Source organism: Sphingobacterium yanglingense, from assembly GCF_004363245.1.
In the GTDB taxonomy this organism is placed as follows: domain Bacteria; phylum Bacteroidota; class Bacteroidia; order Sphingobacteriales; family Sphingobacteriaceae; genus Sphingobacterium; species Sphingobacterium yanglingense.
In genome coordinates this window covers 683,149-704,508 of sequence record NZ_SNYV01000011.1, presented here as the reverse complement: position 1 = coordinate 704,508, position 21,360 = coordinate 683,149, and the positions used below count along the sequence as shown (strand labels likewise).

21 protein-coding genes are annotated in these 21,360 nt (G+C 40.8%); 12 read left to right on the top strand and 9 right to left on the bottom strand.

The window, feature by feature from the left end; genetic code table 11:
• The first annotated feature begins 71 nt into the window (after positions 1 to 71).
• Entirely contained in the window at positions 72 to 683 is a 612-nt protein-coding gene (locus CLV99_RS05325) for an HAD family hydrolase (protein WP_133583442.1), read from the top strand.
• A 13-nt stretch (positions 684 to 696) separates the two neighbouring features.
• Here CLV99_RS05325 and CLV99_RS05320 read toward each other — a convergent pair whose 3' ends face one another.
• Positions 697 to 2,067, bottom strand: a complete 1,371-nt coding sequence (locus tag CLV99_RS05320; protein WP_133583441.1) for a hypothetical protein — start codon at positions 2,065 to 2,067, stop codon at positions 697 to 699.
• An 11-nt stretch (positions 2,068 to 2,078) separates the two neighbouring features.
• A complete protein-coding gene (locus CLV99_RS05315; RefSeq protein ID WP_133583440.1) occupies positions 2,079 to 2,693 on the bottom strand; it encodes an RNA polymerase sigma factor in 615 nt (204 codons plus the stop codon).
• Between the two features lie 378 nt (positions 2,694 to 3,071).
• On the opposite strand from CLV99_RS05315, the gene CLV99_RS05310 reads away from it, so the two are divergent.
• The 4 genes from CLV99_RS05310 (at position 3,072) to CLV99_RS05295 (ending at position 5,991) form a co-directional block, all read left to right on the top strand.
• Positions 3,072 to 3,926: a universal stress protein gene (locus CLV99_RS05310; RefSeq protein WP_133583439.1), complete on the top strand. Its 855-nt coding sequence runs from the start codon at positions 3,072 to 3,074 to the stop codon at positions 3,924 to 3,926.
• A gap of 61 nt (positions 3,927 to 3,987) precedes the next feature.
• Positions 3,988 to 4,230, top strand: coding sequence for a hypothetical protein (locus CLV99_RS05305; protein WP_133583438.1), 243 nt, complete (start codon positions 3,988 to 3,990; stop codon positions 4,228 to 4,230).
• Positions 4,231 to 4,249: 19 nt separating this feature from the next.
• The gene (locus tag CLV99_RS05300; RefSeq protein WP_133583437.1) at positions 4,250 to 5,482 is read left to right on the top strand and encodes a PQQ-dependent sugar dehydrogenase; all 1,233 of its coding nucleotides are present in this window, start codon (positions 4,250 to 4,252) and stop codon (positions 5,480 to 5,482) included.
• Between the two features lie 191 nt (positions 5,483 to 5,673).
• On the top strand, positions 5,674 to 5,991 hold the full coding sequence (locus tag CLV99_RS05295) for a GNAT family N-acetyltransferase (protein WP_133583436.1): 318 nt from the start codon (positions 5,674 to 5,676) through the stop codon (positions 5,989 to 5,991).
• Between the two features lie 213 nt (positions 5,992 to 6,204).
• Here the strand turns inward: CLV99_RS05295 and CLV99_RS05290 are convergent, their stop codons facing one another.
• Positions 6,205 to 8,046 (bottom strand): carbon starvation CstA family protein, encoded by a 1,842-nt coding sequence (locus tag CLV99_RS05290; RefSeq protein ID WP_133583435.1) that lies wholly within the window; start codon positions 8,044 to 8,046, stop codon positions 6,205 to 6,207.
• A 211-nt stretch (positions 8,047 to 8,257) separates the two neighbouring features.
• On the opposite strand from CLV99_RS05290, the gene CLV99_RS05285 reads away from it, so the two are divergent.
• Together CLV99_RS05285 and CLV99_RS05280 are read left to right on the top strand one after the other, a co-directional pair.
• The gene (locus tag CLV99_RS05285) at positions 8,258 to 10,036 is read left to right on the top strand and encodes an AMP-dependent synthetase/ligase (RefSeq protein WP_133583434.1); all 1,779 of its coding nucleotides are present in this window, start codon (positions 8,258 to 8,260) and stop codon (positions 10,034 to 10,036) included.
• A 10-nt stretch (positions 10,037 to 10,046) separates the two neighbouring features.
• A complete protein-coding gene (locus tag CLV99_RS05280; RefSeq protein ID WP_133583433.1) occupies positions 10,047 to 10,418 on the top strand; it encodes a diacylglycerol kinase family protein in 372 nt (123 codons plus the stop codon).
• A gap of 52 nt (positions 10,419 to 10,470) precedes the next feature.
• On the opposite strand, the gene CLV99_RS05275 is transcribed toward CLV99_RS05280, so the two are convergent.
• Positions 10,471 to 11,184: a DsbA family oxidoreductase gene (locus CLV99_RS05275; protein ID WP_211348420.1), complete on the bottom strand. Its 714-nt coding sequence runs from the start codon at positions 11,182 to 11,184 to the stop codon at positions 10,471 to 10,473.
• A gap of 262 nt (positions 11,185 to 11,446) precedes the next feature.
• On the opposite strand from CLV99_RS05275, the gene CLV99_RS05270 reads away from it, so the two are divergent.
• Positions 11,447 to 12,040, top strand: a complete 594-nt coding sequence (locus CLV99_RS05270) for a methyltransferase domain-containing protein (protein WP_133583432.1) — start codon at positions 11,447 to 11,449, stop codon at positions 12,038 to 12,040.
• Positions 12,037 to 12,228: a hypothetical protein gene (locus CLV99_RS05265; RefSeq protein ID WP_133583431.1), complete on the top strand. Its 192-nt coding sequence runs from the start codon at positions 12,037 to 12,039 to the stop codon at positions 12,226 to 12,228. Before CLV99_RS05270 ends, CLV99_RS05265 begins: the two co-directional genes overlap by 4 nt.
• Before the next feature lie 58 nt (positions 12,229 to 12,286).
• Here CLV99_RS05265 and CLV99_RS05260 read toward each other — a convergent pair whose 3' ends face one another.
• The 5 genes from CLV99_RS05260 to CLV99_RS05240 all read right to left on the bottom strand — a co-directional run bounded on the left by CLV99_RS05260 (position 12,287) and on the right by CLV99_RS05240 (position 19,513).
• Complete coding sequence (locus CLV99_RS05260) at positions 12,287 to 12,721, bottom strand: hypothetical protein (RefSeq protein WP_133583430.1); 435 nt, start codon at positions 12,719 to 12,721, stop codon at positions 12,287 to 12,289.
• Positions 12,722 to 12,727: 6 nt separating this feature from the next.
• A complete protein-coding gene (locus CLV99_RS05255) occupies positions 12,728 to 14,293 on the bottom strand; it encodes a SusD/RagB family nutrient-binding outer membrane lipoprotein (protein WP_133583429.1) in 1,566 nt (521 codons plus the stop codon).
• Between the two features lie 13 nt (positions 14,294 to 14,306).
• On the bottom strand, positions 14,307 to 17,642 hold the full coding sequence (locus CLV99_RS05250) for a SusC/RagA family TonB-linked outer membrane protein (protein WP_246032698.1): 3,336 nt from the start codon (positions 17,640 to 17,642) through the stop codon (positions 14,307 to 14,309).
• A 126-nt stretch (positions 17,643 to 17,768) separates the two neighbouring features.
• Positions 17,769 to 18,863, bottom strand: coding sequence for a FecR family protein (locus tag CLV99_RS05245; RefSeq protein ID WP_133583428.1), 1,095 nt, complete (start codon positions 18,861 to 18,863; stop codon positions 17,769 to 17,771).
• 92 nt (positions 18,864 to 18,955) lie between these two features.
• A complete protein-coding gene (locus CLV99_RS05240; RefSeq protein WP_133583427.1) occupies positions 18,956 to 19,513 on the bottom strand; it encodes an RNA polymerase sigma factor in 558 nt (185 codons plus the stop codon).
• Between the two features lie 338 nt (positions 19,514 to 19,851).
• Here CLV99_RS05240 and CLV99_RS05235 point away from each other — a divergent pair, with 338 nt between their 5' ends.
• The 3 genes from CLV99_RS05235 to CLV99_RS05225 all read left to right on the top strand — a co-directional run bounded on the left by CLV99_RS05235 (position 19,852) and on the right by CLV99_RS05225 (position 21,342).
• Positions 19,852 to 20,337, top strand: coding sequence for a thermonuclease family protein (locus CLV99_RS05235; RefSeq protein ID WP_133583426.1), 486 nt, complete (start codon positions 19,852 to 19,854; stop codon positions 20,335 to 20,337).
• Between the two features lie 155 nt (positions 20,338 to 20,492).
• Positions 20,493 to 20,693: a hypothetical protein gene (locus tag CLV99_RS05230; protein WP_133583425.1), complete on the top strand. Its 201-nt coding sequence runs from the start codon at positions 20,493 to 20,495 to the stop codon at positions 20,691 to 20,693.
• Positions 20,694 to 20,955: 262 nt separating this feature from the next.
• On the top strand, positions 20,956 to 21,342 hold the full coding sequence (locus CLV99_RS05225) for an HU family DNA-binding protein (protein WP_133583424.1): 387 nt from the start codon (positions 20,956 to 20,958) through the stop codon (positions 21,340 to 21,342).
• The last annotated feature ends 18 nt before the right edge of the window (positions 21,343 to 21,360 follow it).

Sequence of the window (21,360 nt, the reverse complement as noted above, 5' to 3'; positions counted from 1 at the left end):
TTTGATAGTAATTGTCCCTGTAGTAGGGAGTTATTTCAAACGGAGATTTTTTATAGTAGATCATTCCGAATATGAACGAACTAGAACTGGAAAAATACAAGCGCTTGATGGAACTATCGAGTACTGCTAAGGCATTGCTTTTCGATGTAGACGGTACATTGGCAAACAATATATGGGCACATAAAGCTGCTTATGTCGAGACTGCTGCCGAGTATGGTGTTCAACTGAACGATGTCCTAATCGACGAGACGGCTGGTTGGCCGACTGTTGCTGTTGCCGAGGAGATAACCAAACGTTATCAGGTCGAGTTTGATTTACAGCAGTTTTCAAAGCGGAAATCGACTGTATTCATTGAAAAATACATTAATGATACCCAGCCCATCAGTTTTGTGAGGCAGGTGTTGCTTGATAATGTTGGAGTTAAAAAGATAGGTGTTGTCTCTGGTGGTACTCGCTCCACATTAAATATTACCCTCGATGTCATTGGTGTGACCGGAAAATACGAAGTTCTCGTATGCGCAGGAGATACCGAACATGGAAAACCTTCGCCAGAGCCATTCTTGCTTTGTGCCCAGTTGCTAAACATTCCTCCCGAAGACTGTTTTGTCTTTGAAGATGGAGATCCAGGAGTTACCGGTGCCATTGCTGCGGGAATGGGCTGGGTTCGTGTTGATCTGCTTTAGTTCCTATTTGTGTTTAGAAATTTGTCATGACGCGTATTCCACCATTGGTATAGTCCATATCTGCTCTACGGTATTGACCTACTGGTATCTTGAAGTAAGGCTCTACCGATACCCCAAAGCGATTGTTCACTTTCACCTTCTTACCAATTGAGAAGTTAACAAAGCCATTGAAGCCATTAGTAGATACATTTTCCTCGGCAGATTTCACAGTTCTGTTTACTGCTTTAACAGCACTTTTCATTTGACTCTCATTCTCTGGAAAACCCTGTGAAAATGTCTCTACATTCACATTGTCTACATAATGGGCATTTCTTTCCTGTCCTAGTATAGCCGAATAGGAAACTCCTGCTACCGCATATACTGATTTCCCTACGTTATATTTTACCTCCAATGGGATGTCTACAGATTGCACTATGCTTGTTACTGCATTGACATTCGGGAGTATCATTCTGTTGTTTTCTGGAGAACTGTAGCCATTCATCATTTTTCCTATTGTAGGTGCATTGCTGTGATTTTGGCTCACAACAACAGTTTCCGAGCTACTAGGTTCTATCGGGTTCTTCATCATCCCTACTTCATAGGAGTTATATGAAGCGCCTGTACGCACGCTTATCTTGTTCGTCAGGTTGTAGGCCAGAGTGAGTCCTCCTCCTACATTGGTCTTTTGACCGGTAGACTGTGGTGATACAAATAGAGCGAGGTCAAACTTATCTCCAAAACGTACTTGCTTATTCTGGTTTCTTGTTTCTACCTCCTTGAGGTTTAATTCGGATGTAGGGATAGATTTAGCGGCAAGTATCAGATTCTCCGGTATAGAGGGTGCGCTTTGGGGTTTCTTGATGTCTATAGAAGCATATCTAGGCATTACCAAAGCCTCTCTGAGTGTATTTCCCGAAGCGGTTTCGATTTGATTGTCCATTGGGGTCAATGTCTCAACCATGAGTGGTAGGCTTAGTGATGGTTTTACACCTTGACTTTGCGCATAGTTGTTACGGTCTGCTAGGATAGCGTTGTTGCCCATAGCAGACGTTCTATCTAAAGGATTGTTTACCGTATTATTCTGCGGTATGGCAGTTGTAGTTTCAATTTGTGACTGGCCTGGAGCAGAGGCCTCTTTAGGAGTAGATTTATGTTCTACTACAGCATTCACATTTGTATCGGAGGTGGGTAGAATAACCGAGTTTTTGACATAGTACAGAGTCCCCATACCCACCAATAATAGTGCAGCCGCTGCTGAAATCCAGCGTGCCATAGGTCTAGTCCTTCCGGTAGTCCCAGGGTTCTGGCGCTTGAAATTCTCCCAAGCCCCTTCTCTGTATCCCCTATCTGGCTGCTCCTTGATACGGGATATAATATCATCAATTATTTCTTTCTCACTTTTCATTCTGAATCTATTTAAGAATGATTTATATTATCTAATACAGAAAACTGGTCTGTATATAATTTTCGTAATCTTGCCTTCGCTCTGGTCAGATACGTTCGCGAAGTGCTTTCTGGAATATTTAGTAATTGTCCGATTTCTTCATGTGAATAGCCTTCTATTTCGTACAGGTTAAAGATGGATCGCTGGATTTCAGGGAGTTCATAGAGTAGTTGTAGAATGTCATTTTCTTCCAGTCTCGTTGATGAACTTACTGCGTGCTGTACAAGCTCGCCATCGTGTACATCGTCTAATGCGTATGTCTCTTTCTTTGCTCTTATTTTATCTATCGAGGTGTTTACCGTGATACGTGCCATCCACGCCTTAAACGTCTTCTCTATTACAAATTCATCTTCCTCGAATGAAAAATCGCCTATCTTTCGGAATACCTTCACAAAAGACTCATTTACGACATCTTCCGCTTCCATTTCATCCTTTACATAACGGAGCGCTACTGCCATCAGGTAACCATAAAATTTTTTATAGATGTAAGATTTGCTGCGCTCGCTATCGGCCAATACACATTCCTCCAAAGCGGACTTTAGAGTCAAAGAATCTCTCTTCTTGAAGTATTTTGGCAATATATTCACGTAAGGCTTATATGCTTTTCACTTATCTAAATTATGTATTTTATCCTCAGTAATACTAATCATCAAGCCTTTATTTTACGAATAAATCTCTCATTTTCTATAATAAGAACGGAAAAGAAATATAAACGCTACAGCTTTATTTGATTAATTGTTTGATTTACTTTTTAGCTTGAGTCTTTGCTTCTTTTTGCTTAATTTTAATTAAAATAAAAGGGTCAAAATCCAAACCATATTTTGGGTCTTGTAGTTTAAAGTTATTGATAATAATTTAAAACTGTTTAATGTCGTTATTATATTTAAGCAGCAAAAAGATAGATAATTAAGCTTATTGCACATTTGCTTTTAAGCTAATCATTATATACTCAAATAGTTGTCACCATGAAACATATACTTTTTCCAACAGATTTTTCAGAGGCTGCAAACAATGCTTTTTTGTATGCCTTACACCTAGCGAATCAACTCGATACCAAATTGCTAGTACTTTATTCTTATGTAACCCCTATTCTGTCGGCTACCCATGCGGGGCAACCCGAAATGCTGGCGGATGTCTATCAGCAGGTCGAGCTATCGAAGTTTGAATATTTTAAAAAGCAGGCTCCTGCGTTGCGTGAGCTGGCAGAGAAAAATGGGTTAGATTATGAAAAGCTTGTCTTTCTTTTTGAAGAGGGAACCGTAGTTTCCAGTGTGCGTAAAGTTGTGAAAGCGGAAGACGTACGTTTGGTTGTTATGGGCACATATGGAGCATCCGGCTTTACCGAAAAGTTTATTGGTACCAATACCGTCGCAGTAATACAGAATATACAACAGCCTGTCTTAGCTATACCGGCCCAAGCGAAGTACGCTCCTATCAAGAAAGTAGCTTTTACAACCCTATTCCGCGAGAAAGATTTGGCTGCATTGGAAGAGGTTGTCCATATGGCTGGTTTAGTGAACGCAGAAGTTTATTGTACGCATGTCATGGATGACTCCAGCAATCCTGCTAAAGCGTTACTGTATGGAGAAGACTGGGGAAAGAAGTTTCAGGGCAAGGGATTGGATTTTGTTTTCTTAGAGAAAAAAGAGAGTGTAGAAAGTACTATCAATAGCTTCTTGGAAGAAAATCACATCGATGTCTTGGCAATTGTGAAGCGCAATCGAAATTTCTTCGATAGATTGATTAATTCAAGCCTTTCAAATAAGTTTGCCTTTCATTCTGCTATCCCTATTCTTGTATTCCATGAAGAGAAAGGATAAGCGTGACAAAACGATTTTTACTTTTTTTTGTTATAATATATCCAATTAATAGGAACGAAGTATGTTGAGTATAATATTGAATAGCTTGAAACAGGCGAATAAGTTGGACCAACCGGTCGAAAAATACACGATGCTTGTCAATGAGAAATCGGAAACAGAGGGTATTCTCTGCTTTGTTCCTACGGATAGAAAAGAAGTAAAGGTATTGGTGCCGGCTCCTCATCACAAAAGTTTGCTCGCAGATTCAGATACATTCACCTACAAGCAATTGCTTTCACACAAAGAGGCCATTGTTTTAAAGTAAAAAAACAAATAATTTAAATATGAAAAATATTCTTTCCCTAGCGCTATTGTCTTCCACTTTGTTGGGGACGGCTTGTAATAATGGTGCTGCTACTACCCAAGGAGATTCTGCTGATAGTACGTTAGCTCCTGTAGAGACAAAAAAAGGCAATACCGATTACAAACCTGCTTTTGAGGGGCAGACACGTATTGCAGGTGTTAAGACTACTACCGCATTCGAAGGCAAAGTTCTAGCTGATGGCTTAAAGTCCCCTTGGGGTATTACCGTATTACCTGACGGCCGTTTCCTCGTTACCGAGAAAGAAGGAACAATGCGTATTGTCGACAGTGAGGGGAAGGTCAGTGAGGCCATTACTGGGATTCCAAAAGTAGATACTGATGGACAAGGCGGTTTACTGGGGCTTACATTGGATCCTCAGTTTAGTGCCAATAGAATGGTATATTGGGTGTTTTCTGAACGCTCTTCAGGGGGCAATCAAACTGCTGTAGCAAAGGGACGCCTTGCGGACAACCAGAAGACTATAGAAAATCCCGTTGTTATCTATCGAGCAGGTCCTGTATTTGATGGGAACCTACATTTTGGGGGACGTATTATCTTCGATAAAAATGGTAACCTTTTTGTGAGCACCGGCGAACGTTCCGAGTTAGCTACTAGACCGTTGGCTCAGGATTTAAAAACTGGTCTTGGTAAGATATTACGTATTACTACCGATGGTAAGCCTGTAACGGGTAATCCATTCGAGGGCAATCCAGAAGCCCTTCCTGAAATCTATTCTTATGGACATCGTAATGTGCAGGGTATAGCGCTTCATCCAGAGACTGGTGATTTATGGGAGACCGAGTTTGGGCCTCGTGGTGGCGATGAGCTTAACCGAGTATTACCTGGCAAAAACTACGGGTGGCCCATTATTACCTATGGTATAGAGTACTCTGGTAAAGAAATCGGTATCCCTCCTATCCAGCAAAAAGAAGGAATGGAGCAACCTGTCTATTATTGGGATCCTGTTTTGTCTCCTTCAGGCATTACTTTTTATACCGGCTCAGCGATTCCAGAATGGAAAAACAATGTATTCGTCACTGGGCTTAGCAGTATGCATATTGCCCGTCTCGTCATTGCTAATAATAAAGTCGTGGGCGAAGAGAGACTGTTAGATAAAGAAGGTCAGCGTTTTAGAGATATTGTACAGGGGAAAGACGAAGCGTTGTATGCCGTAACAGACAATGGAAAGCTGTACCGCATAGGTAAGAAATAATCTATGGCTTATTTCTTAATCTATATTAGTTTTTAGGAAACGAGACAAGGTTATATTTCCTCTGTAAAAGAAATTAAATGGGATGAGGAGAGCTATTAAATTCGCTTTTATATTACGATGCAATTATATATTGCCTGTAAAAGCGAATTTATGTAGGTTTGAATCAGAATTAAAATAGAGAAGTGATAGATATGAGAGAAGAGCTAATAGATATTCCGCTGGTTAAAAATGATTTAGATCATCGTTTTGAGATAAATGTCAACGGTCATTTGGCATTTATAGATTTTAAGGAGACTAGGAGTCGTATTGCGTTGATACATACTGAAGCAGCTCCGGAGCTTAAAGGTACTGGAGCTGCAGCAGCAGTCGTAGAGAAGACCCTCCTGTTCATCGAGCAGGACGGGCGGAAGCTGATGCCTTACTGTCCCTACGTATTTGCCTATATCAAGAAGAACCCAGAATGGAAGCGGATTGTAGATCCTGCTTTTCCTGCTTATTCGGATTTGTAATAGTTGTCGGCACCTGTTTTTGTAGATTAATCTCTACAAAAATAGTGTATTTTGCTGTATTACAATATCATGCTCTTTTCTCTTTGAGATTTTGGCATGCACTTTGATTATTAAGTATTAGATTGTAAAAAATATTTTATTAATCACTTATAATTACAATATACTTCCTTAGCCCAATAATAACGTGCGATATTATTGGGCTTTTCCTTTATTCTACCGTTCTACGATTTCCTTTACCTGCTCTCCGTAGAAATCCGTGTATATCGCTTTCTTTTGGATCAGTTTATACCACTTAGAAAACGCACCAACAAAGACGATTAACATCAGGATCATGGCAAAGACAGCAAGCGCAGCCAATAATAGCTGTTTATTGGGAAGATAAACATTTATCACTTGCTCATATCCTGCCCAGAACGTAATAATGGCCATAAATATTCCTGGTATGGCCGTACATAGTGCATATTTTCCACGGTCCATACGGATGAGCATAGTTGTGCATACAATGAGCCCACAGGCCGCTAATAGCTGATTACTGATACCAAACAGCGGCCAAATGCTGCTTACATTCCCCGTGTAAACAAGGTAGCCCCACGAGAAAGTAAATAGAAAGCTACTTATCAATATCCCCGGAAGCCAATTTTTATCTTTGAATTTAGGAATAACATTTCCCATCATCTCCTGTAGAAAAAAACGTCCTACTCTGGTCCCAGCATCAATAGCTGTCAGTATAAAGACGGCTTCAAACATTATTGCGAAATTATACCAGTAGGCCATCACATCATCCATAAAAGGAATATTATCAAAGATATGCGCCATACCTACCGCCAGAGATACTGCTCCTCCCGTCCTTCCATGCAAGTCTATGCCAATTCTTTCTATAAAATGATTTAAGTCTACAGCGACCAGTTCCGGGTGTTTTGCTATAAAAGCATCATAAGCGGCTACCGGAGTATTAATCGCAAAGTAATCTCCCGGCATCAGCGTACATGCCGCGATTAATGCCATCAGTGCGACAAAGCCCTCCACGAGCATAGCTCCATATCCAACAAACAAAATCTCCCGTTCATTTGCAAGCATTTTCGGAGTCGTCCCAGTAGCTATCACCGCGTGGAAGCCTGAGATAGCGCCACAGGCGATAACAATAAATATAAATGGCAATACAGGTCCCCCGATTACCGGTCCACCTCCAAATACGAATTCTGTGAAAGCTGGCATCTGTAAGGTAGGCTGTACAAATATAATACCTACTGCTAGCATTAGTATTGTGCCGATTTTGAGATAGGTAGACAGATAGTCCCTTGGAACCAATAGCAGCCACATTGGGAGTACCGAAGCTAGAAAACCGTATACCGTGATAGCGATCGAGATAGTCCCAATATTCCAATGGAATAAATTGCTTATCTGTTCATATTCCATGAGATGGTGCCCCCCAATTATACCGATAATCAATAATACCCCACCTATGACACTAGCTAATGTTACTGAATCTTTGCGGTATCGCATAATAAGCCCCATTAGTATGGCTATCGGCATAGTGATAATCACCGTAAATAAAGACCAGGATGCTTCATGCATTGCGCTTATGCAGGCCAGTGAAAGTCCAGCTAGGGTCAGGATTAGAATTAGTAGAACAGCTATTCCGGTTATAGTACCCGTAATTTTACCGATTTCCTTATAGGCTATAGAAGCTAAGCTCTCCCCTTTGTGACGTATCGAGGCGAATAGAACAATCATATCGTGCACTCCTCCGGCCAATACACAACCTATCAGAATCCAAAGTGTTCCGGGTAGATAACCAAATTGTGCAGCAAGTACTGGCCCCACGAGTGGCCCTGCTGCGGCAATAGCTGCAAAATGGTGACCGAATAAAACATTTCTATTGGTCGAGACATAGTCTTGTCCATCCGCAAATTCGTGGGCAGGTGTCTCGTTTTTATTGTTCAAACGAAGCACTTTATTGGCCATGAAAATACCGTAGAAGCGGTAGGCAATTGCGAAAATAAGTAGTGAGGTGAAAATTAGAGTTAACGCGTTTACTCCATTTAGATACTCCATAGATTTATAGCTTGATTGTTATAACAGTAAAAATATAAATAAAATCATTATTTAGATATATGTTTTTAATTTTTTTTAAAAACAGACGCTACACTCTTTTGTTTTAAAAGACAGTTTATTTACTATTTTTGCACCCGTATTTATAAAACGTAACATAATAGAAACCATTACATATTAAGATTGTATATAGTTAATACAGTCCTGCTAGAATATGATTGATACACAGAATTTAAGATTATTTGATTTGGCTAGACGTCAGATTAAACTATACCCCAATTTACCGATGTTTGGATACAAACAGGGTGGAGAATGGAAATACCTCTTGACAGCAGATTTTTTGAATGAGGTAGACCGCATATCACTTGGTCTGCTATCCCTTGGTATAGAGCGCGGCGAGAAAGTCGGTTTGATTGCCGACAGTAGTGTCGAGTGGCATATCATGGATTTCGCTATACAGCAAGTCGGAGGCGTCGTTGTAGCCATGTATCCCAATATAACAGATGCCGATTACCAGTACATCTTTAATGATGCAGAAATTAAGCTCTGTGTTGTTGGGAATAAATCGTTATACAAGCGAATCAATAATATTAAAGAAGCTATTTACACGCTCAAATACATTTTCTGTATTCAGGAGGCAGAAGATGTCCGTAGCTGGAACGAATTGAAAGAGTTGGCTGCCGGTCAGGATCCTGCTATGTTAGATAACTATCGGGACAAGATACTTCCTACTGATTTGGCAACCTTGATATATACTTCAGGCACTACTGGCAAACCTAAAGGAGTTATGTTGTCCCATAATAACATTGTCTTTAATGTCATGTCCGCACGGGATATCACTCCTTGCCAGGCATTCGATCGTGGTCTCACCTTCCTCCCTCCTTGTCATGCATACGAACGTATGGTCGTATATACCTATATGTATATTGGTATTACAATTCATATTGCCGAATCATTGGACAAAATCGGGCAGAATATCGGCGAGGTGAAGCCACATATTATGACCGCTGTTCCCCGTATATTAGAGAAGGTATATGAGAAGATAATGAAAACAGGACACGAGTTGTCTGGTGTGAAGCGCAAGGTGTTCGATTGGGCGGTAGGAGTTGCCGATGGTTATGACCCGAATCCCCAGAAACGGAGTACCGTATATAATTTTAAACTGTCCCTAGCACGAAAACTTGTGCTCAACAAATGGTATGAAGCCCTTGGTGGTCATCTTATTACTATCGCCTCGGGCTCAGCCTCTTTACATAATAAACTTGCGCGAATGTTTCTTGCCGCTGGTATTCCAGTTTATGAAGGATATGGATTGACCGAAGCCTCCCCTCTTATTGCCGTGAATCATTATCTTCACGGTGTACGTATTGGCACGGTTGGTCTAGCGGTGAAATATGTTGAAGTCAAGTTGGCCGAGGATGGAGAGATTTTGGTAAAGGGACCCAATGTGATGATGGGCTATTATAAAGATCCCGAAGAAACCAGTAAGACCATTATCGATGGTTGGCTGCATACCGGAGATATTGCTGTACTCGAAGAAGGACGTTTTATAAGGATTATAGATCGCAAAAAAGAGATGTTCAAGATATCTGGGGGTAAATATGTAACCCCTCAACCTATTGAGAAAAGACTCGTCGAGTCTCCATTTATCGAGCAGGCTATGGTCATTGGAGATGGACAGAAATTCGCTTCAGCCTATATCGTTCCCAATTATTCTAACCTGTTGGAATGGGCACGCACCAATGCTTCAGAGCTACTCAGCTTGCCGAAAGAAGAATTCCTGAAGCAGGACGCTATTCTTAAGAAGATAAATAGTGAAATCCGGTTGGCTAATCAGCATTTTGGAAATTGGGAGCAAATTAAAAAGCCTATTATTCTAACGGAGGAGTTTACTATTGAAGGCGGTGAACTTACACCTACATTAAAGATGAAACGCAAGGTAATTCTGTCAAAGTATAAAGTGCTATTTGATGAGTTATATCATTCTGCCTAAATGAATTATTATGTCTAGGTTCAAGAAGAGAATAGATAGCTTTAAGTGGGCTTTCAACGGCTTCAAGATAGCCTTCAAGGGGGAGGTCAATCTAAAGATTCACCTTGTTGCTGCAGCTATTGTTATAGCACTCGGTTTTCTTTTTAATATCGGCCGTTACGAGTGGCTTGCTGTCCTGGTTGTGATCGCGATGGTGCTATCTGCTGAAATTTTTAATACAGCGATAGAGCATCTGGCAGACTTCGTATCCGTGGAAAGGCGCCCCGCGATCAAAAAGGTCAAGGACCTGGCTGCTGCAGCGGTCCTGCTCCATGCTATTATTGCAGCAATAGTAGGAATTATTGTATTTTCCCCTTACATTATCGCTTATCTCAAAGCTTAGATACTATTTACAAAAAAAGCCAGATTACATTCCGAATCTGGCTTTTTTGATATTACTCACATCCTTCGGGGCCACAGCTCGGTCCATCTTGCTCCGCCACAATCTGTAGCAGACTGCTACCCTTCCACTCTGACATTGCCTTTTCTAGCGTTTGTACAAATAATTCGTTTGGTTGCGCTCCTGAGATAGCGTATTTACGGTCGTATACAAAGAAAGGTACACCTTGCACACCGATTTGGCGCGCCTCATGAATATCCATTTTTACTTCATCATCCAGCTCTCCACTCTCTAGCACCCTGGCCAATTCGTTTTCATCCAATCCCAATTGTGTAGCTAACGCTTTTAATACTGCGATATCGTCTACATTTTTACCTTCCGTAAAGTAGCTTTTAAAAAGCAGTTCTTCTGCTTCCAACTGTTTGCCGTACTTCTTCGCAAAATGTGCAAACACATGCGCGCGGAAAGAGTTGGCTACAACTGCTTTATCCATATGATATTCTAGGCCTTCTACAGCAGCCATCTGCGTTACCTGTTGGCTCATTTGCTGCGCTTGCTCTAGACTCATTCCCTTGTGCGTAGACAGATAATCGTTGATATTTTGCGAGGTGTCGGTCTGCAAATCCGGATTCAGCTGATAGCTTTTCCATTCGATTTCTATGGCATCTTTATTTGGAAGAGTTTCAATCGATTTTTCTAATTTACGTTTCCCAATATAACAGAAGGGACACATGATGTCACTCCATATTTCGATTTTCATTTTTTCCATCTGCAATCAATTTTTTTAAAATTCCTTAGTACAAAGATAAGTATTGTTTGAGGCAAAGTATAATGTGTGTAACATAAGTCACCTTCGCACCTGCCTATTCACTGTAACTTTACCTTAGTATGTTAGAAAGATAGTGGTAGAATAGTTAACTTTCGGCAAAAGACAAACCTTATCTCGCAGGCATCTTAGGAAGATAGAATAGATTTATAGAAGTGCCGTTGGGGCAAAGTGGTGGTGTCAGCATAAGATTATTTAAGAAGCAATGGAAGAGAATATAAAACTAGATGCCGAATACTGGGAGCATCGTTGGAAGGCAAGACAGACTGGTTGGGACATTGGGTACCCTTCACGCCCTATTGTGCACTATATGGAGCAGTACCCCAATAAGGAGGCACATATCCTGATACCAGGTTGTGGCAATGCGTATGAAGCCGATTGGTTGGCTACTGCTGGATTTCAGAATATCACTGTATTGGACATCTCCTCTACAGCGATTGCGAGCGCCAAGAATAAAGTGCGGCATGCTGAAGCAATTAATTTTGTCTGCGCGGATTTCTTTACCTATCAAGGGCAATTTGATCTGATTATTGAGCAAACTTTTTTTTGTGCCATCCCCGTGGGCAGACGTAGCGACTATGCCCGCAAGACATCTGAGCTATTGGTAGCAGACGGGCATCTTGTAGGTGTATTGTTTGACCGGGAGTTTGGTTACAGTGGTCCACCGTTTGGCGGTCATGCCCTCGGATACGAGCCACTATTTAAAGCATATTATACGTTCGAGCGTTTTGAAGCCTGTTACAACAGTATCGATGCTCGGGCAGGTACAGAGTTATTTATTAATTTAATAAAAAGATGAAAGAGCTGTTTTTAAGAAATTGGACCTTTATGCGAATTTTTAGGATTGCATTAGGCTTGGTTGTTGCTGCTCAGGGGTGGCACAGTAACGAATGGATATTTATCGTATTGGGATTGATATTTGCCGTTATTTCCTTTCTCAATCTGGGGTGTTCGGCTTATAGCGGCAGCTGTAATTACAAGCGCTAGTATAAAAAAAGGTAGGCCTACTCTTACGGTTGACCTACCTTGCATTACTACCCATTAATTATTTTATTCTTATATACTTTTCGGTAATATGCTGTTTGATACCGAGCTCTGGCAATTCTTCCATTCCCTCTTGGATTAAGGTATCTCCCTTTAGAGATATCGCAAAGGTAAATTGCTTACCTTCCCAAGGCCTATAGGTACAGAAGTCTAGGTTTTCGGTATAGGTACTCCCTTCCAGTACATAAGTACCACCACCACTTACGAAAGCGGCCGTACTGTCCTTGCCCTGGTTTTTGTCATGATTAAAGAATGCAAAGTGACTTGCATTTATCACCTTAATCATTTCTGTTTTTGTGGTATCGACCCGTACATGGATGGTGTCCTTACCTTTTATGGTTGTACTTTCCAGGAGTCTATAGCTTCCCTCGATGTCATTGCCCGTCTTTTGACAGGCTACAACGCTCATTGCGGCGATTAGTATATAAAAACGCATATTCATCTATTGTTTATCCCACCATACACGGCCTGTTAGATTATCTCCACCCGGTACTGCTGCGGCTGCCGCTTTAAAGTACTCCCTGTTAGTACCTGCTTCTTCGGCAGATGGGTAAGGAAATCTACGCGGAATAGTGCCCTTTGTTGCGTTGCCGGGATAGACTACTGGTGTCAGTTCCGGATATCCCGTTCTTCTCCAGTTAAACCAAGACTCATAGAAGTTTAGTGAGGTATTATGGTGTATCCAGTACTGTTGGGCGATTTGCTTTATTCCCCCATTTAGTGGGTTTGCAGCTACATAAATGTCTGCATCAGCATCAGAAATAGCCAATCTACTATCAAATTGCTTAAGATAAGTTATACTTGCTTTTACTCCCTTGGCAAAATGATCTGCTGCGGAACCACCTATTCCCCAGCGTTGAGCAGCCTCTGCCAATAGTAATTCACATTCTGCATAGGTCAAAATGAAGGTAATACCATCTAGTTTGATCATACCTGGGTGCGGAGAAGAATACTCAGGCATTGACGTAAAGTTAGGCTCGGTTTTCACATCATACTCCTTACCTAGATTGTCCTTACCGTTGGGCATTCCTTTTTGCTTTGCGGGGTCCGTTTCAAAATTAGGGTTGATTTCTGCTGCTGTTGTTAAGAAAACTTTTGTTGCGGCTACTTTTATCCGAGGATCGTTGGTGTTCTTTAGCACGTCAATAAAAGTGTTGGACCATTTACTGAACCATGGGTCCTGACCTGAGAGAACTTGACTGTTTCTGTTTTGGGTAATACGGTCACCACTTAGATCATGTTTTAGAAAGGCATTTTCATCATTACTGGTCAAAGTATTTCCTACCACTTTAGTGACATAGGTTTTTGCGGTAGCCTCATCCACTTTGGTCAATCGCATCGCTAGGCGTAAAATCAAACTATTACCGAAGCGTTTCCACTTCTCAATATCACCTCCATAAATGATGTCACCAGTTACTTTATCAGATGATGGGTTTAGTGCATTTACAGCTTCGTCTATCTCCTTGAGCATATCCTTGTAGATATTCTCTTGCTTATCGTACTTCGTTGAAAGCGCTTTGTTGTAGTAGCCCATTCCCGCCTCTGAATATGGGACATCACCATACAAATCTGTAATCCGCGCAAAGATAAGTGCTTTCCAGATACGGCCTACTTGATGTATATTGTGATATTGTTCTTTACCACGGGTTAGCTCGACAACATCTACAATAGGTTTTACTTGCTCATCATACGCTCTTTCCCAATATGAAGAGGTGTACCCTGGGTTCGTTAAATATTTATCTCCTGACCAGTAGCTTGCAATACTCGAAAGCCCTTGGATCATAGTGCCTGAGTATATTAAATTTGCTCGCCATGTTTCGTAAGCAAAATCAATACTACCTGTGTAGGTCAACTGTGAAGTAGATAATGCAAAGTTCGGATCGAATTCCGTTGGCCCATAAGTAAGCTTGTTTGTATTGATATTGTCAAAGTCTTTTGTGCAACTGACTGTACATAGCGCTGTTGCTAATAAAGAGAGTGCTAATATATTAAGTTTATTAAATTTCATACGTCCTTCAGATTTATAGTTTAACATTGAGATTGAAACCAAATGTACGAACAGGAGGTACCCCACCTAGCTCAAGCCCGACAAACGTTGCATTATAACTGGATTCAGGATCGATATTGTCTGTTTTCTTCATCAACGTAAATAGGTTACGAGCAACAAAACTCAATGTCAATCCATTGATCTTGTTATTAAACGCCTGTGCAGGGAAGCTATAGCCAAACGTTAATTGTCTCATTTTTATAAAGCTCGCATCATTCACGAAACGCGATGATGTGTTATTAGCCATATTCTCATAGTATTTAGGTGCAGTGTTTCCAAGAGCTTCGCGATCTTTCAATGTTTCTTGGTGCAATCCTTTTATATAACCGTAGTAATCTGTTCCTGAGAATACCTTACCGCCAAATTTACCATCAATTAAAAATCCTAAATTGAATTTTTTGTAACTAAAGTCGTTGTTCCATCCTGCAAACCATGGACTTTGAGAGGAACCGTAGCTTTTTAATTCACCTCTATCAGGCGAACCATCGGTTAATTTTACAATCTCACCTTTGTCGTCGTATTTGTAATCATATGCAAATATTTGTAACATTGATTTTCCTGGTACATGTTTTAAGAAGCCAACGCCTGAACGAGAAGTCGCGACCAACATTTCATCTAGACCATCGGTAAGTGATAGAACCTTGTTGTCATTATATGTTGCGTTGATAGACGAAATCCAGCTAAAGTTTTGATTCTTAATAAGCGTTCCTGTTACTAACATTTCGACTCCTTGGTTGCGGATAGCACCTGTGTTTAATACAGCAGCAGTATATCCAGTTGTGCTAGGGATCTCTACTTCCAAAATCTCATTTTCAGAACGTTTGCTATACCAAGCTAAATCGATGTTGAGGCGATCGTTGAGGAGTCTAAGTTCTGTACCGACCTCGACTTCTTTTGCTGTTGAAGCAAATAAGCTGGAATTTGGTACAGATGTATTTGAAATTGTGCCTAAAGGATTTCCATTAAGACTTTGACTCAAGAACTTGTAGCTCAATGAAGTCAGATAAGGATTCGTTGCTTGCCCTACTTGTGCATATCCAGCACGAAGTTTACCAAAATTTAATACTGAAGAATTCAAGAACTCCGTGAAAACAAATGACCCACTTACTCCTGGGTAAACCGAATAAAGTTTTTTATCAGCTCCAGGTGTTGCCAATGTAGAGAACCAATCCGAACGCAAACTCCCTGTTAGGTAAAGAATATCACGGTAAGCATACTCTAATGTGCCGTATACAGATTGCATTTCTTCCTCGGAACTTACTTGCGATACAGCTTTGTTTTTTAATCCTATGATAGAGTATTTACCTGGTCCTAAGAATTCAGTGCCTTGATTGATCATAAGATCGTTTTTTGTATTTCTATATGCGGCACCCACATTTGGTGTCAAGGTCATATCGTCGGTCAATGAGAAAGCCTTCCCTACTAAAATATCCGCATTTACGTCATTAAACTTAGCTGATTGCAAAGCCATATTATAAGGTGGTGGGTATGCAATTCCTCCTGGGAATATACTCTCGAATTCATTCGTATAATAGTCATTACCTGCACGCCCCTGAACAAAAAAGCCATTGTCAAACGTGTATCTTGCAGAGATCGAGCTTATCAGTCTGTTCCGCTTAGTGTTATTTTGGATTTCGTAGGCTGCATACCAAGGGTTCGTATCCCATTTGTTACCAGAATTGTATGCAATCTCCCTTCCATTCTCATCTTTATAGGGTTTCAGATTACGAATATCCAAACTTGTAGGTAAAAACATCGCGTTGAAGTTGGCACTGCCTGCGCCATCTGACAGCATAGGTCTGTTTTTTGCCTTTTCAATAATGTAGTTTGTTCTTGCATCAATAGATAGTCTTTTTATCGGTTCAAAAGTCGCTCCTAGATTAAAGGAGTGTCTGTCTAAACCTGAGTTTGGCATGATAGAACTATTGTTGACATCAGTTACCGAGAAACGTAAAGAGCCTCCCTCAAAAGATTTGTTAAAAGCAATATTATTTGTCCAAGTATGTCCATTTTCATAAAAGTTCTTGAGGTTATTTTTCTGCGCTACATATGGACGTTCTACGCCGTCAAACTGAACTACGTTAGAACCATCTAATTTTGCCCCCCAGCTCGATGCACCTACCTCTGCTGCGCCTTGTGCAGTCACTGGCTTACTGCCATTACCTCCTTGGCCATAGACATACTGCCAGTTGGTAGGATCCATAACCTGCTCCACCACATAGTTTGAGCTAAATTCCACACCATTGCCCTTACCTGATTTGGTCGTAATCAGGATCACGCCCGCTTTCGCTCGGGAACCGTATAGTGCCGACGCTGCTGCTCCTTTCAATACCGAGATACTTTCGATATCATCAGGGTTGATATTACTGATAGCATCCCCCATATCCGGTGCATTGTCCCACTGGCTACCTTTGTTACCATTTGGATTCGTGCTACCCGCTGATCCAACTCCAACGGCTTTATTTTCCATAGGCATACCGTTGATTACATAGAGCGGTTGGCTCGACTGTCCTAAACTGGAGATACCACGAATGATTACAGAGCTGGACGAGCCAACTCCACCTGCTGTTGATGAAATGTCTAAGCCTGCTACTTTACCCACTAGAGAATTAACGATATTGTTCTCTCTTGCTTTTGTTAGCGATTCGCCCTCTACCTGAGTGACTGAATATCCTAACGAGCGGCGTTCTTTTTTAACGCCAAGCGCTGTTACTACGACTTCGCTCAACATTTGGTCATCACGTTCCAGTGCTACGGTCACCTCACCGCCTTTTTGTATCGTGATTTCTTTAGATAGATATCCCGTAAAGGAAACCACCAAGGTATTTCCTGTTGGTATATCTATCTCGAATCTGCCGTTCAAATCGGTTGCTTTTCCGATTGCACTGCCTTTTACACGTACGGTAGCGCCAGATAGCTTGTTGCCATCTTGGTCGGTCACCAATCCTTTTATGCTCAAGGTCTGTTGTTCGGATACCACAACCAGCCCCTCGCCCGAAACCGAGTACTGTAAGCCATTTCTAGCCAGTAGACGAGGTAATAGGTCGACCACTTTCGTGTTATCTACTTTTAGGGATAGCTCCTTATTCAGGTTGTCATTTGTAGCACTATAGACAAAATAATAGTCGCTATTTTCCTCAATCAATTTGAGAATCTTGCTCAACTTTGTCTTTTTGACATCCAAGGAGACTTTCTGTTGGGAATAGACATTTGCGGTTACGTTCGCGAATGCCAATACAATCATAATCAAGGTTAGTTTCATCCGGATAATGAATCTAGAGCGCACAAGATTATTCCAATGCACTTGCATAAAGCCATTTTTAATCATACTTTAGTGTTGGTTAAAGTTTATAATAGGCAGCGTATGGGTTCGAAGCTTACGCCTGCCGGTTAAATTAATCCAATAAGGGGATGGTTTTTACCATCCTTTTTTTAGTTATTTCTCATAAATTATCACGTCTTTTCCATGTATCTCATAATTAAAGGGTTCTACTTTTTGTAATGCTTTTAAAACTTGGTTAATATCTTCTTCTTTAAATGTAGCTGTAAATCTGTATTTCCCTATTGCTGGACCTTTTAGCGTGATTCTGATATCGTACCAACGCTCGAGAATAGACTTCAGTTCATTAAAATCCTGATCCACCATAGCTAGTCTGTTTTCCTTCCAGGCGATATCTGCCACTTCGTTCTTTTCATCGTTAGGCATATCTTGTATTGCTATTTCCTTGACATTCGCTTTAGGCTTTATCGTCTTTTTCGCTTCCGTCTCAGCGCTTGCAATCAACTCGTTTTTATAGATGGTCACCTTTTGGTTGGGCTTGATGACGATAGAGTTCTCATTTTTGCCTTTACTTTTTAGTTCGATTAGACCTTCGATCAATAAGGCTTCCGAAGCCAGTTCATCGGGATAAGCCTTCACATTGAATGAAGTGCCTAGCACACGGATATCAAATTCATTGGTGTGTAATACAAATGGCTTGTCCGCATCTTTTTTTACATCTAGGTATGCTTCCCCTGTTAGAGACACTTGACGTGTTGCTTTCCCGAAATCCGTATCGATTTCCAGTTTACTTTCCGAGTTGAGTGTCACTGTAGTTCCATCTTCCAATGTGAATGTTTTCTTCTCCCCTTTTATAGTCTGGTATACCTGACCCGTAGCAGACATTGCGAGATCCTCAATAGGAGGCTCTGGTGTTTTGAAGTAACCCAGGTACATAAATCCAAATAAGGTGAGTGCAGCGGCCACAGCGGTATAAGTGGCCACTTTGCCCCACCGTCTGATAGGTTGTAGTTTGTTTTGTTGGTTGATTGTATCTCGTAGATTATCCATCTGTTGGATAACTGGTTTCTTATGGCCTGTCAATACAGCGAATACACGCTGTGCTCGGGCTATCACATCTTGTTGCTCGGGGTGTTGTTGTATATAGCGTTCCCAGTATTGCACACATTGCTCATTTTCCTGGGCACAGTATTGTTGGAAAGTATCATCAATTAGGAAGTCCTCTACTTCTTTGTAGTCTTTATGGCTCATTATTTAAGCGGTTTTACAATATAGTGCCTATAATCCGCTCGATTGCCTAAAAGAAAAATGAAATAATTTGTATCTTACTGTTTATTAGTGAATTAAAATTCTTTTAATTCTTCTCGTAAAGTTTTCAATGCATCGTATAGGGTGTTGTAGGCTGTCTTTACGCTCATGTGCGTGATTTCGGCTATTTTTTCATAGCTATACCCTTCAAAAAACTTGAGGTGTATCAGTTGTTTCTGCCTGAAAGTCAGTGTTTCCAGCGCTTCTTTTAAACGTAGTTTTACCAGTTCATTCGTCTGTACACGGATTATGAATTCATCGTAGGGCATCTCTGTCCAGTCCTCTTCCGCTTTTAGATGCTGCAGGGCGGTGTTGATCTTATTTTGTTTTTCTAGTAGTCTTAGAATTTTTCTTTTTAGGAATGTCAATAAGTAGGATTGTACATTCTCCACCCGGTCTAGGCTTTCCCGCTTTTCCCATATACTCGCGAATACCTGATCTAGCGCCTCCGTACTAAGATCTACATCTCCACAGGTACGTATACCGAAGTTGACCAGATCCTTATATAGTTGCGCATACAAATCAAAAAAGGCACCTTCATCCCCTGACCTTATTCTTTCCCATAATAGTCTATACCCTAGTGGTCCTTTCATAGCATTCTTAGCTTTTTTACGAATTGAAATTGGTATACTGCGTTAGCGCAAGATGTCTATTTTTTTTTAGATATATTCAAAAAAAGTTAATTTAATGTAAAGTCGCTTCTCCAGTGTTAAAAAATGTTAATACGATTGCTATAGTGTACTATTTTGGCAACTCGTTACGTTTATAGAGTATAATTTCATAATTAGGTTAATAATTGGTTTGGTAAAATCCTGAAGTTCCCCGCTTCAGGATTTTTTTTTGTAAAAGTTTTTCCGCTTAGTCTCTTTGACTTATGATTTAAGCCTTTTTACAGCCTTTGTTGCGGTTTTGATTCTTCTATCTTTGCCGCATGAAGAAAATGTTCTTGATTGTTCTCTTTCTATTTTTTGTTTTTACCAGTGTAGCACAACAGTATATCGAGGGGTGTGTGGTGCGTGTGGCCGATGGTGATACCTTTACGATAGTCGATAAATATAGAAAGAAAATACGGGTCCGCTTCTTTGGCATAGATTGCTCGGAAATTGGACAGGACTATGCGCATACCGCAAAGAGCTTCACAAGTTCTCGTACGCTCAATAAGACCGTTAAGGTAGAAGTCAAGAGCAAAGACCGTTATGGTCGTGTGGTCGGTGTCATATGGTTGGACCCCAAGACTGATTTGAATCTTCTGTTGCTCCGGGCTGGTTTGGCTTGGGATTACCCTTCGTATAGTAAAAGTCGTGAGTACCATAAGGCCGAAGTGGAAGCACGAGCGCTCAAAGTTAATATCTGGTCGCAGAAATCTCCAATAGCCCCCTGGGATTACCGTAAAGCAAATAATAAGAAGAAAAAATAATTACGACTCCTAATTTGTAGCAATAAGTTATAGTGGTGAATAGAGGTTATCTTCTTTATATGTTAAAAATACCTAAAAACCAATAAGATAATTTGTTTAATAGAAAGTCGTATTATATATTAGGGTTACTAATGTTTGATTTTTAGCAAGATATTATGAAATCTCCATTACAGCGATTGACAGTTTATCCTTCCGACCTCCAAAAGATTACAGGTCGTAGTGAGCGTACTTGCCAACGTATTATAAACAAGATTAAAGATATGTTTGGATTAGGAAAGCAACAGCTCGTTACCGTATATCAGGCTTCTGAGTACCTTGGTATACCTATGTCCGATATGTATAACTTCATTCGATAAGCTCTTTCCCCTACTCCTTTTTATAAAGCCTTATCTTTCGTCATTAGCAACTTCTTTGTTCTTTTCTGAGGGAGTTCCTATTGTCTGTTTTGATAAAACGACAAATGCGACAGATGCGCCAAATCTGTCAAGTCCGACAATTCCGTCAAAACCGACGAGCTGTTCTGCGATGTGTTATACCTTTAACTTGTCAATCGGGAAATGGTACCAACCGCTGACAGGAAATAATTATTTTATTTATTAATTTTTAAAGGAAAAAGAAATGGCAATTAAATTCAATGTTCATGAGATTGGGAATCCAAGCGACCCAACAGCACCAAAGAAGTTTTACGCGAGACCAGTTCATACTGGCGAAATTAGTCTCGAAGACCTTGCAGCAGATATCTCGCATGCTTCTTCTATTACCGAATCGGACGTATACGCTGTATTACAGAGTTTGATACGGGAGATTCCACGCAACATCTCTAGGGGCTATATTGTTCGCCTTGGCAACATGGGGTCTTTCCGTGTCAGTACGAGAAGTACAGGCAGTGATTTAGCCGAAGAGGTGACCTCTTCCAATATCTTTAGCCCAAAGCTGCTCTTTCATCCGGGGAGGCAGATAAAGAATGCCATGAGCACCTTGGTGTTTAAGAAAAATGGCTCTTAGTTATTTGGGCTAGCTACC

Bases quoted from the DNA above. Each gene is read 5' to 3' on its own strand.
- CLV99_RS05230 (WP_133583425.1), top strand. From the start codon at position 20,493: ATGAAATCTCCATTACAGCGATTGACAGTTTATCCTTCCGACCTCCAA.
- CLV99_RS05250 (WP_246032698.1), bottom strand. From the start codon at position 17,642: ATGCAAGTGCATTGGAATAATCTTGTGCGCTCTAGATTCATTATCCGG.
- CLV99_RS05260 (WP_133583430.1), bottom strand. From the start codon at position 12,721: ATGCGTTTTTATATACTAATCGCCGCAATGAGCGTTGTAGCCTGTCAA.
- CLV99_RS05255 (WP_133583429.1), bottom strand. From the start codon at position 14,293: ATGAAATTTAATAAACTTAATATATTAGCACTCTCTTTATTAGCAACA.
- CLV99_RS05275 (WP_211348420.1), bottom strand. From the start codon at position 11,184: ATGGAAAAAATGAAAATCGAAATATGGAGTGACATCATGTGTCCCTTC.
- CLV99_RS05320 (WP_133583441.1), bottom strand. From the start codon at position 2,067: ATGAAAAGTGAGAAAGAAATAATTGATGATATTATATCCCGTATCAAG.
- CLV99_RS05305 (WP_133583438.1), top strand. From the start codon at position 3,988: ATGTTGAGTATAATATTGAATAGCTTGAAACAGGCGAATAAGTTGGAC.
- CLV99_RS05295 (WP_133583436.1), top strand. From the start codon at position 5,674: ATGAGAGAAGAGCTAATAGATATTCCGCTGGTTAAAAATGATTTAGAT.
- CLV99_RS05325 (WP_133583442.1), top strand. From the start codon at position 72: ATGAACGAACTAGAACTGGAAAAATACAAGCGCTTGATGGAACTATCG.
- CLV99_RS05280 (WP_133583433.1), top strand. From the start codon at position 10,047: ATGTCTAGGTTCAAGAAGAGAATAGATAGCTTTAAGTGGGCTTTCAAC.
- CLV99_RS05285 (WP_133583434.1), top strand. From the start codon at position 8,258: ATGATTGATACACAGAATTTAAGATTATTTGATTTGGCTAGACGTCAG.
- CLV99_RS05265 (WP_133583431.1), top strand. From the start codon at position 12,037: ATGAAAGAGCTGTTTTTAAGAAATTGGACCTTTATGCGAATTTTTAGG.
- CLV99_RS05290 (WP_133583435.1), bottom strand. From the start codon at position 8,046: ATGGAGTATCTAAATGGAGTAAACGCGTTAACTCTAATTTTCACCTCA.
- CLV99_RS05310 (WP_133583439.1), top strand. From the start codon at position 3,072: ATGAAACATATACTTTTTCCAACAGATTTTTCAGAGGCTGCAAACAAT.
- CLV99_RS05245 (WP_133583428.1), bottom strand. From the start codon at position 18,863: ATGAGCCATAAAGACTACAAAGAAGTAGAGGACTTCCTAATTGATGAT.
- CLV99_RS05235 (WP_133583426.1), top strand. From the start codon at position 19,852: ATGAAGAAAATGTTCTTGATTGTTCTCTTTCTATTTTTTGTTTTTACC.
- CLV99_RS05270 (WP_133583432.1), top strand. From the start codon at position 11,447: ATGGAAGAGAATATAAAACTAGATGCCGAATACTGGGAGCATCGTTGG.
- CLV99_RS05300 (WP_133583437.1), top strand. From the start codon at position 4,250: ATGAAAAATATTCTTTCCCTAGCGCTATTGTCTTCCACTTTGTTGGGG.
- CLV99_RS05240 (WP_133583427.1), bottom strand. From the start codon at position 19,513: ATGAAAGGACCACTAGGGTATAGACTATTATGGGAAAGAATAAGGTCA.
- CLV99_RS05225 (WP_133583424.1), top strand. From the start codon at position 20,956: ATGGCAATTAAATTCAATGTTCATGAGATTGGGAATCCAAGCGACCCA.